Annotated in this window: 1 protein-coding gene; it reads right to left on the bottom strand. The window is 38.9% G+C overall.

What is annotated here, in order from left to right; translation table 11 throughout:
• Nucleotides 1-388 (bottom strand): hypothetical protein (locus D7Y04_RS46285; protein ID WP_233601888.1); only part of this gene is annotated, 388 nt, incomplete at both ends.

Here is a 388-nt window from a genome sequence, read left to right as displayed (position 1 = left end):
CACTCGAAGGACAAAGAAGTGTCCATCCATCAATGAGATTGATCGAGGTGTTCAATTGAGGTACAGCATCCAGTTTATATACGAATAGGTAAGCGACACTTGAATTCAATGGATGAATTTCCCAATGTACTGAGATATTGATAGTACCGGTGATGTTGCTGTAATGTAAATTGAACAATTGGTTGTGCGGAGTGGATAGAAAAGTATCTTGTAACATCATTGCTGGAATGGCCAAGTTTGGATCGCGAGGAATAATAATTTCAATCGGTTGATCAACAATAGATTGAAGCGGCATTTCCGTTCCATATTGATCAAGTAATGACAACGAGATCGATGTGGAAAGGTTTGTATTTGTTACTTGGAATTTCGTACTATCTGCTGGTGCCAA

Origin of the sequence: Corallococcus sp. AB038B, from assembly GCF_003668955.1 — a bacterium.
Lineage (GTDB): Bacteria > Myxococcota > Myxococcia > Myxococcales > Myxococcaceae > Corallococcus > Corallococcus exiguus.
This window is presented reverse-complemented; position numbering and strand designations above follow the sequence as displayed.